Genomic DNA, 9,447 nt, shown 5'->3' with positions numbered 1-9,447 from the left:
CTCCCCTCCCTCGCCGGCGGCCCGGCCCCCGGGGAGACCTTCTTCCCCATGCAGAGCGACCGCGTCCACTACGCCGGACAGCACATCGCCGTTGTCGTCGCCGACACCTACGACCGCGCCCTCCACGCTTCCCATCTGGTCCGCGTCGAGTACGCCGAGGAACCCTCGGTCACCGTCCTCGACCAGGCCCGGGACCAGGCGTACGAGCCGGAGGCCATCTTCGCCGGCTTTGTCCCCGGACGCTCGGAGCGGGGCGACGTCACCGCCGGACTCGCCGAGGCCACCACCACGGTGGACCGCGTCTACAGCTTCGCCCCCAACCACCACAACCCCATCGAGACCTCCGCCACCACCGCCTACTGGGAGGGCGACCGGCTCACGCTCCACGACGCCACTCAGGGCGTCACCGCGACCCAGCACACCGTCGCCGCCCTGCTCGGCATCCCGCACAGCCGAGTCCGGGTCGTCTCGCCCTACACAGGCGGCAGTTTCGGCGCCAAGGCCATGGTGTGGCACCACCCCACCCTGGCCGCACTCGCCGCCCGCGCGGTCGGCCGCCCGGTACGCCTCGCCCTCACCCGCGAGCAGATGTTCACCTCCTGCGGACACCGTGAGGAACAGGAGCACCACGTCACGCTCGGCGCCGACGACCAGGGCCGGCTCACCGCCGTCCGCCACCACAAACTCTCCCCGACCTCCCCCTTCGACCACTGGGCCGAACCCTCACTCGCCCTCTCCGGGCACCTCTACGCCTGCCCCAACTACGAGGGCGTGTACCGGCTGATCCGCGCCAACACCAGCACCCCCACCTTCATGCGCTGCCCAGGCGAGGCCACCGGCCTGTTCGCCCTCGAAACGGCACTCGACGAACTCGCCGAACGCATCGGCGTCGACCCCCTGGAACTGCGGCTGCGCAACTACGCCGAGACCGACCCCGCGACCGGCCACCCCTGGAGCAGCAACGGCCTCCGCGAGTGCTACCAGGCCGGAGCCGACCGGATCGGCTGGCACCGCCGCGCCCAACCGCCCCGCCGCGACGGCCACTGGCTGCTCGGCCTCGGCATGGCCACAGCCGCCTACCCCGTCTACGCCCCCAACAACCCGGTCCGCGCCCGCGCCCGGATCTACGCCGACGGCATGGCCACCGTGCAGGCCGCCGTCACCGACATCGGCACCGGCGTACTCACCGCCATGACCCAGGTCGCAGCCGAAACCCTCGGCCTGCCCGTGGACCGCTGCCGCTTCGAAGGCGGCGACACCGACCTGCCGCACGCGGCCGCCGCCGTCGGCTCCGCCGGCGCCGGGATGGTCAGCGCCGCCGTGCACACCGCCTGTGTGGAGCTGCGCTCCAAACTGATCGCCCGCGCCGTAGCCGACCCCGCCTCCCCGCTGCACGGCGCCGACCCCACCCGGATCACCGTCACCGACGGCCGGATGGCACACGCCGACAACCCCGGCACCGGGGAGACCTACAGTGAACTCCTCCAGCGCCAGTTCCTGCCCGACGTCGAGGCCACCGGCTCCTGGGGCCCACCGCCACACGACGCCCCCTTCGGCATGCTGACCTTCGGCGCCCAGTTCGCCGAGGTCGCCGTCGACCCCGAACTCGGCCTGGTACGGGTCCGGCGGATGGCCGGCGCCTTCGCGCCCGGCCGGGTACTCAACGCCAAGACCGCCCGCAGCCAGCTCATGGGCGGCATGATCTGGGGCGTGGGCCAAGCCCTCCTGGAAGCAAGCCACATGGAACCGGGCACCGGCCGCTGGGCCAACGCAAGCCTCGGCGAGTACCTCGTCGCGGTGCACGCCGACACCCCGGAGATCGACATCGACCTCATCGAGGTCGAGGACACCGTCGTCAACCCGCTCGGCGTCAAGGGCGTCGGAGAGATCGGCCAGTCCGGCGCCGCCGCGGCCATCGCCAACGCCATCCACCACGCCACCGGCCATCACTTCTCCAAACTCCCCATCACCATCGAGGACGTCCTCGCCACCTCGGGCGCCCCGAGCGCCTGACCCACGAATCCGGCTCGCCCCGGCAGCACTGCCGGGGCGAGCCGGATTCGTACTGTCAGCGGCAGGGGCCGCCCCACCAGACCTTGCTGACAAAGATGTCGCGTCGGCCCCCGGGTAGCGGTTGCCGTTGATGGACCGTCACATTGTCCCGCTCGGGGTGCTTCAGTAGACAGCCGAGCTGTGCCTGGGCGATCTTTCGGCTCCCGAAGGCCATGCGCAGTGCGGCTTCGTGGATCAGGAAGGTGCACTTGAGTGGATCGGCGCGGTCGAGTACGTCACGTCGCCTCAGCCGATGTGAAAGGCGGTGCAGAAGGGTCGCGCCGTTGAGCTTTGGTACCGCTTCCTGGAACACCGCGTGCGCGTACTCCTCCGTCTGGCGGGGGCCGGGGAGGAGGGCGGGCGCGGTCTCCTCCTCGTCGACAGCCTGGCCGACGCGTGGGACCACACGAGAACCGGACCTGACGCCAAGGTCGTGTGGTTCACCCTTCGCGACCGGAGGTAGCGGCGGCGGTGCGCCCCGGGTCGGTCGGTGGGTGTGACCGGCCCGAACAGTCGTTGTCAGTGGTCGGGTCTAGCTTCGGGGGAGTGGGTTCGGCGGGAGAGTGTCGGGCCGGTTCGGGGAGGGGTTTGTCCATGTCGTTGCTGAGGTCCGAGACGTCCACGACGTATCTGGAGTTGTCGCAGGACGGGGGTGGCGCGCACAAGTTCTACGAGGTGACCGTCGCCGGGACGGTGGTGACGATCCGTTACGGACGGATCGGGGCGGCCGGGCAGACGTCGACCTCGACGTTCCCGACGGCGGAGAAGGCGCGGGCGGCGGCCGCGAAGAAGGTGGGGGAGAAGGTCCGCAAGGGGTACGCCCCGGCGGTGCAGGGCGAGCGCGCGCCGCGGCCGGTGACGCGGCGCCAGGTGGCGTCCGCGCCGTCCACGGCGCGAGCCGTCGCGCCGGTGCTGTGGCGTTTCCGTACGGGGTCCTCCGCGTTCGGCATCCACGTCGACGACGACCGCTGCTGGGTCGGCAACCAGGCCGGTGACGTCTACACCCTCGACCACGAGGGCGGCGTGCTCGCCCACTTCAACCTGCCGGACGGCGTCAAGTGCCTGGTGGCCGACGACTTCTGGATCTACGCGGGCTGCGACGACGGCCGGGTCTACGACCTGTCCTCGAAGCTGCCGTTCGCCGCGTACGACATCGCGGCGAACGTCGACATCTTCTGGCTGGACATCCACGAGGGCGTGCTGGACGTCTCAGACCGCGAGGGCCGGCTGACGGTCATCGACCACGAGGACGAGCACCAGTGGTCGCGCGGCAGCCAGGGCGACCACGCGTGGATGGTCCGTGCCGACGACAAGGCGGTTTACCACGGCCACAGCCGGGGCGTGACGGCCTATGCGCCCGACGGCGGGCGCGAGTTGTGGCACACCCGCACCAAGGGGCCGGTCCTTTTCGGCTGGCAGGAGGACACCGCCGTCTACGCGGGCACCGCGCACCGCGCCGTGCAGCGGCTGGACAAGCGGAGCGGTGGCGTCGAGGCCACGTACGGCTGCGACGCGTCGGTCTACTCGTGTGCGACGTCGCCCGGCGGGCGGTACGTCTTCGCGGGGGACGCGGCGTCGTCCGTCTACTGCTTCGACCGGGACGGCACGCGGCTGTGGAAGCTCGGTACGGGCGGCGGGTCGGCGCTGTCGATGCAGTACCACGACGAGCGGCTGTACCTGGTGACCACGGACGGCTCGCTGGTGTGCGTGGACGCGAGCGAGTCGGCCGTCGAGGCCGCGCAGCAGGGCACGGTCCCGGTCGCGCGGGACGTGAAGCTCGCGGCGACGCTGCCGACGTACCAGCCGGCGACGGCTGCCGCGGCGGTCACCGCCGTGGCCGAGGCGCCGGCCGGATCGGTGGTCGTGGAGTGCGTGCAGCAGGGCGGGCGCGTGCGGGTGCACGTGGTGTCGGAGGGCTACGACCGTTCGTGGAACGTGCAGTTCCCGCGCGCGATACGCGAGCCCGGCGCCCGGTACGTCGTGGACGCGCTGCACCCGGCGGCCGGCGGCTTCTACCGCATCCGGGGGGACATCCGGCGCCTGCGCTGAGCGGTGCCCGCGGAGATCGGCGCGCCGCGCCGGCGCGGCCGGCCCGGATGCGGTCGCTGGTCCGGCCGGTGCGTGGCGTCACCGCGAGGAGTCGGACATATCGGGCATCATGCTGCGCATGAGCGACTCCTCTCCCCGCGGCGCTGCCGGCGGGCGCGGGCTGACCCGCCGCCTGGTGCCGATGGCCGGCCGTGACCCGGCGGAGCACGGCCGAACCGCCACCCCGCTGGAGCTGCTGTTCGACCTGACCTTTGTCGTCGCCGTCGGCACGGCGGCACTCCAGTTCGCGGAGATGCTCGCCGCCGGGCATCCCACGCAGGCGATCCTGGCGTTTGTCCTCGCGATGTTCGCGATCGTCATCGCCTGGATCGGCTACACGTGGTTCGCCTCCGCGTTCGGTACCGACGACTGGCTCTACCGGGCTCTGACGATGCTCCAGATGATCGGCGTTGTCGTCCTCGCGCTCGGCATCCCGGCGATGTTCCACTCCGTCGAGCAGGGCGGGCGCCTCGAACTGCGGGTGATGGTCCTCGGGTACCTCGTGATGCGGGTCGCGCTGGTCCTCCAGTGGTGGCGGGTCACCCGGGAGTCGCCGCGCTTCCGGAAGGTGGGCCTGGAGAACATCCGCTGGACCGTCGTCGCCCAGCTCTGCTGGGTCGTCATCGGGTTCGCGCATCTGCCGCTCCCCGTCGTGATCGGCGGCGTCCTGGTGGTCGGCGGGCTGGAGCTGCTCCTGCCGTCACTCACCCAGGGCGACGCGGGCGGAACGCCCTGGCACCCGCATCACGTCGCCGAGCGGTACAGCCTGTTCGCGATCATCGCGCTCGGTGAGGGAGTGGTCGGTACCGTCGCCTCTTCGGGCGGCCTGCTCGGCGGCGCGGACGGAACGCAGTGGAGCGGGAACGGCGTTGCCGTGGTCGTCGCCGGGATCGGGCTGACCTTCGGCATGTGGTGGGTGTACTTCAACGTCCCCTTCGGTGACGTCCTCGTCCACCGCCGGAACCGGGGCTACCTCTTCGGCTACGGACACATCCCCCTGTACATCGGCATCGCGTGTGCCGGCGCGGCCCTCCACGTGGCCGGTCTGCACCTGGAGCACCACTCGCGGATCAGCGACACCGCGGTGGTGCTGTCCCTGGCCCTCCCGGTCGGCCTCTACCTGCTGACGTGCTACCTGCTGTACGCCCTGCTGGTCTCCGCGAGGGACTGGTACCACCTGCTGCTCGTCGGGCTCAGCCTCACCATCCTGGCCGTGGCCGTCCTGCTGGCGGTGGCCGGTGTCGCCGTCGCGGTGTGTCTGCTCGTCGTGATGCTCGCTCCCTACGTCACCGTGTCCGGCTACGAGACGGTCGGCCACGAGCACCAGCGGCGCATCCTCGAAGACCTCGCCGCGCGAGACCGCTGAGCCGCCGGCGGACGCGCCGTGCGCGGCGCGGGCCGCGGGCGGAACGCCTGCCCAGAACGGCAAATGGCAAGGAGACCCGCTCCTCGCCACTCTCAACATATAGCGGATGGGGGGCCTTGCGGCAAGGCCCGGGTGGTGGCGCAGAATGCTCGCTCCGAGCCAGAAACCTGCCGACATGGCGGGTAGGCGACGTCTGTGCGGGTTACTGGCTTTTCGACCGGTCTCGTGAGTGGGGGGTTTGAATGTTCGACGTGATCGTCGCCGGAGGTGGGCCCACCGGCCTGATGCTGGCGGCCGAACTGCGGCTGCACGGTGTGCGGGTGGCGGTGCTGGAGAAGGAGGAACAGCGCAGCGAGCAGGTCCGCGCGCTGGGCATGCACGCGCGCAGCGTCGAGGTGCTGGACCAGCGCGGCTTGCTGGAGGGCTTCCTCGGGCTGGGGAAGCGGTACGCGGTCGGTGGCTTCTTCGCCGGGATCGACAAGCCCTGGCCCGACCGGCTGGACACCGCGCACCCGTACGTGCTGGGCATCCCGCAGAACCTCACCGAGCGGCTGCTGGAGGAGCACGCCGTCCGCGTCGGCGTGGAGATCCGGCGCGGCTGCGGGGTGGTCGGTCTGGAGCAGGACGAGCACGGGGTGACCGTCGAGGCGGCCGGAGCGGAGGGCGCGTCCGCCGGGGGAGGGAAGGAACTGCGTGCGCGCTACCTCGTCGGGTGCGACGGCGGGCGCAGCACGGTCCGCAAGCTGCTCGGCGTCGGCTTCCCCGGCGAGCCGGCCAGGAACGAGTGGATGCTGGGCGAGGTGGAGGTCACCGTCTCCAGGGAGACGCTGGACGTGGTGATGGCCGAGGCCCGCAAGCGGCACGGGCGCTTCGGCACCATGCCGCTCGAAGACGGCGGGTACCGCTTCATCGTGCCCGCCGCCGAGGTGGCGGAGGACCGCGCCGTGCCGCCCACTTTCGAGGAACTGACTGCTCGCGTTTGCGAGTTGACGGGGACTGATCTCGGGCTGCACTCGCCGCGCTGGATCTCCCGGTTCGGCGACGCCACCCGGCTCGCCGACCGCTACCGCGTCGGCCGGGTGCTGCTGGCCGGGGACTCGGCGCACGTCCACCCGCCGACCGGCGGGCAGGGCCTGAGCCTGGGAATGCAGGACGCCTTCAACCTGGGCTGGAAGCTCGCCGCCCGGATCGCCGGCTGGGCGCCCGAGGGCCTGCTGGACAGCTACGAGTCCGAACGGCGTCCGGTCGCCGCCGACGTCCTGGATCTCACCCGGGCGCAGACCCAACTGCTGCTCTCCGACTCCGGCGCCCGCGCGGTGCGCCGCCTGGTGTCGGAGCTGATGGACATCGAGGAGGTGAACCGCCATCTGATCGAGAAGATCTCCGGCTTCCTGGTCCGGTACGACTTCGGTGAGGGACACGAACTGCTCGGTCGGCGGCTGCGGGACGTGACGCTGGAGAAGCGGGGGCGCCTGTACGAGCTGACGCGTGGCGGGCGCGGGCTGCTGCTGGACCAGACGGGGCTGCTGTCGGTGGGCGGCTGGGCGGACCGGGTCGACCACGTCGTGGACGTCAGCGAGGAGTTGGACGTGCCCGCCGTGCTGCTGCGGCCGGACGGGCACGTGGCGTGGGTCGGGGACGACCAGGAGGACCTGCGCGCCCACCTCCCCGACTGGTTCGGCCGCGAGGACGGGTCCGGCGCGGAAGCGTCGACCCACGCGGCCGCCGGGACGGCCGAGGGCGGTTGAGCCGCCGTCGGCCCGGTCGCGCGCCCGCTCAGTGCTCCCGGGCTTGGGCTTGGGCCCGGGGCCGGCCGGCGGCCGCCGGTCCGGCGTTCGCGTCGCTGCCGCCTTCGTCGCCGCCTTCGTCGCCGCTCGCGGCGGTCGTCGGCGGCGGCAGGGAGCGCAGCAGCGTGCCGTAGCCGATGGCGGCGAGCGTGCCGACGACGGCGAGCGCGCCCCAGAGCGTGTTCGCGCCCCAGCGGTCGATGACCGCGCCGCCGGCCAGCGGCGCGGACAGCGCGGCCAGCGACCAGGACAGCGTGAACATGCCCTGGTAGCGCCCCCGCCCGTGGGTCGGGGAGAGCCGCACGACCAGGCCCATCTGGGTCGGCGAGTTGATGATCTCGCCGAGTGTCCAGACGCAGATGGCCAGCATGTAGAGCCCGACGGCGTCGGTGAAGGCCATCGCGCCGAAGCCATAGCCGACGAGGAGGGAGGAGACGACCAACAGCCTCGCGGGGTCGCGGTGTTCGATGAACCGGGTGACGGGGATCTGGAGGAGGACGATGATCACGCCGTTGACGGCGATCGCCATGCCGTAGTCGGCGCTGGTGAGCCCCTGGTTCGCCATGGCGATGGGGAGGGAGACGTACGCCTGCGTGAAGATGGTCGCGATGAGGAAGCTCAGCCCGGTGACGGCCATGAACCGCCCGTCGCGCAGCACGGTCAGCATGGAGACGTCGGCGCTCCGGCCCTTCGAGCCGGGCCTCGGTCCGGACGCCGTGCCGACCGGTTGCGCCGGGCGTTCCGGCCGGGACTCCGGCAGCTTGACGAACACGAGCACGGCGCAGGTCAGGGTCAGTGCGGCCTCGCCGAGGAACAGCCACAGGTAGCCGTGCTCGGCGATGAGCCCTGCCGCGGCGGCGGAGACCGCGAAGCCCATGTTGATCGCCCAGTAGTTGAGGGCGAAGGCGCGGATGCGGTCCTTCGGGGCGACGATGTCCGCCATCATGGCCTGCACGGCCGGCCGTGAGCCGTTGCTGCACATGCCGACGAGCGCGGCGACGGCCGCGATCGCCACCGGGTGTTCGACGAAGCCGAGCGCGGCCACGGACAGGGCGGTGCCGGACTGCGAGAGCAGCAGGGTGGGGCGGCGTCCGAGCCGGTCGGTGAGCACCCCCGCGCCGATGGCGGCGACCGCGCCCCCGGCGCCGTACAGGGCGGCGACCATCCCGGCGTACGTGGCGGAGTGCCCCCGCTCGGCGGTCAGATACATCGCCAGGAAGGTGGCGACGAACGCGCCGAGCCGGTTGACGAGCGTCGACGTCCACAGCCACCAGAACTGCCGGGGCAGGCCCGACACGCTCCCCCGGGTGGCGTCGACGAACCGGCGGAGGGGTGGTGGTGCGGGCACGTCGACTCCCCGAGCGTGTAAGCGGTGATCTGGGAGTACGCAACTTACGGGCGCGTTCGTCGCCCCCGCCACTCAATTGACGATCCCCGTCAAGCGGCCTCGGAGCCGCTGGAGTTGACGCGCGGAACCAGATGGGAGAGGAGGCCGGGAGGAGCGGGGTAGGGGGACTCCTCCGGCAGCAGGCTCGCCGCCGTCGCGAGGTCACCGGCCCGTACGAGGCCCCGCACGCGCGAGGCGAGCGGCGTGACGTCCCTGATGTCCGTGATCCACTCGTCGGCGAAGCGCCGGGCGGCCTCCCCGGAGAGCCCGAGCTGAAGCGAGCGGTGCTCCAACGGCCGCAGCCGCAGGTCCCGTTCGGGGTCCCACTGGACGCGCGCGGGAGCGGTGCGCAGCGCCTCCCGCCAGGTCTCGCGGGACTCGTGGACGGCGGGGGAGTAGTGGGTGAGGCAGGCGTTCCGAATCGCCCACTCGAACCCGGCCCGGGTGATCGTGAGGGCGAGCACGGTCTCCTGGTCGGACTTGGTTCCCCACCCGCAGCGGTACATCATCCACAGGAACGACGGCTTGATCCACGTCATCCGCTCCCGCTTCCACGCGGCCGGAAAGCGGCCGTCACGCGCCGCAGGCAGGCCGATGCGCGGCCCGTACGCCTGGTAGACGGTGACGGTCTCCGCCGAATGGACGGCTCGTACACGGTATTTCGGCTCCCCGCCGCCGAGATGTGTGTCGGTCATGGGGCAAGGCTGAGGCAGCGGCGTGCCCGCGTGCCAGTGAATTCCCCCACGCCGGGGTGGGGTGGTCACTGG

Annotated in this window: 7 protein-coding genes; 4 read left to right on the top strand and 3 right to left on the bottom strand. The window is 71.9% G+C overall.

Features of this window, described 5'->3' with window-relative positions; translation table 11 throughout:
- Positions 1-2,013: xanthine dehydrogenase family protein molybdopterin-binding subunit (locus FNX44_RS18805; protein ID WP_143649462.1), on the top strand; the 2,013-nt coding region annotated here is incomplete at its 5' end.
- Between the two features lie 55 nt (positions 2,014-2,068).
- On the opposite strand, the gene FNX44_RS18800 is transcribed toward FNX44_RS18805, so the two are convergent.
- On the bottom strand, positions 2,069-2,458 hold the full coding sequence (locus FNX44_RS18800) for a Scr1 family TA system antitoxin-like transcriptional regulator (protein ID WP_143649461.1): 390 nt from the start codon (positions 2,456-2,458) through the stop codon (positions 2,069-2,071).
- A gap of 188 nt (positions 2,459-2,646) precedes the next feature.
- Between FNX44_RS18800 and FNX44_RS18795 the strand changes: the two genes are divergently transcribed.
- The 3 genes from FNX44_RS18795 to rox all read left to right on the top strand — a co-directional run bounded on the left by FNX44_RS18795 (position 2,647) and on the right by rox (position 7,254).
- Positions 2,647-4,101, top strand: a complete 1,455-nt coding sequence (locus FNX44_RS18795) for a WGR domain-containing protein (protein WP_143649460.1) — start codon at positions 2,647-2,649, stop codon at positions 4,099-4,101.
- 118 nt (positions 4,102-4,219) lie between these two features.
- Positions 4,220-5,506 carry a low temperature requirement protein A gene (locus FNX44_RS18790; RefSeq protein WP_143649459.1) on the top strand — a complete coding sequence of 429 codons (1,287 nt, stop codon included), beginning with the start codon at positions 4,220-4,222 and terminating at the stop codon, positions 5,504-5,506.
- Positions 5,507-5,748: 242 nt separating this feature from the next.
- Positions 5,749-7,254, top strand: a complete 1,506-nt coding sequence (gene rox, locus FNX44_RS18785; RefSeq protein ID WP_143649458.1) for a rifampin monooxygenase — start codon at positions 5,749-5,751, stop codon at positions 7,252-7,254.
- Between the two features lie 28 nt (positions 7,255-7,282).
- Here rox and FNX44_RS18780 read toward each other — a convergent pair whose 3' ends face one another.
- Positions 7,283-8,641, bottom strand: a complete 1,359-nt coding sequence (locus FNX44_RS18780; RefSeq protein WP_143649457.1) for an MDR family MFS transporter — start codon at positions 8,639-8,641, stop codon at positions 7,283-7,285.
- An 89-nt stretch (positions 8,642-8,730) separates the two neighbouring features.
- Positions 8,731-9,375 carry a DUF4291 domain-containing protein gene (locus tag FNX44_RS18775; RefSeq protein ID WP_143649456.1) on the bottom strand — a complete coding sequence of 215 codons (645 nt, stop codon included), beginning with the start codon at positions 9,373-9,375 and terminating at the stop codon, positions 8,731-8,733.
- Positions 9,376-9,447 lie beyond the last annotated feature (72 nt).

This window comes from Streptomyces alkaliterrae, assembly GCF_007097205.2.
Classification (GTDB): domain Bacteria; phylum Actinomycetota; class Actinomycetes; order Streptomycetales; family Streptomycetaceae; genus Streptomyces; species Streptomyces alkaliterrae.
This window is presented reverse-complemented; position numbering and strand designations above follow the sequence as displayed.

Excerpts from the sequence above, each read along its gene's own strand:
- FNX44_RS18795 (WP_143649460.1), top strand. The coding sequence starts at position 2,647 with ATGTCGTTGCTGAGGTCCGAGACGTCCACGACGTATCTGGAGTTGTCG.
- FNX44_RS18790 (WP_143649459.1), top strand. The coding sequence starts at position 4,220 with ATGAGCGACTCCTCTCCCCGCGGCGCTGCCGGCGGGCGCGGGCTGACC.
- rox (WP_143649458.1), top strand. The coding sequence starts at position 5,749 with ATGTTCGACGTGATCGTCGCCGGAGGTGGGCCCACCGGCCTGATGCTG.
- FNX44_RS18775 (WP_143649456.1), bottom strand. The coding sequence starts at position 9,375 with ATGACCGACACACATCTCGGCGGCGGGGAGCCGAAATACCGTGTACGA.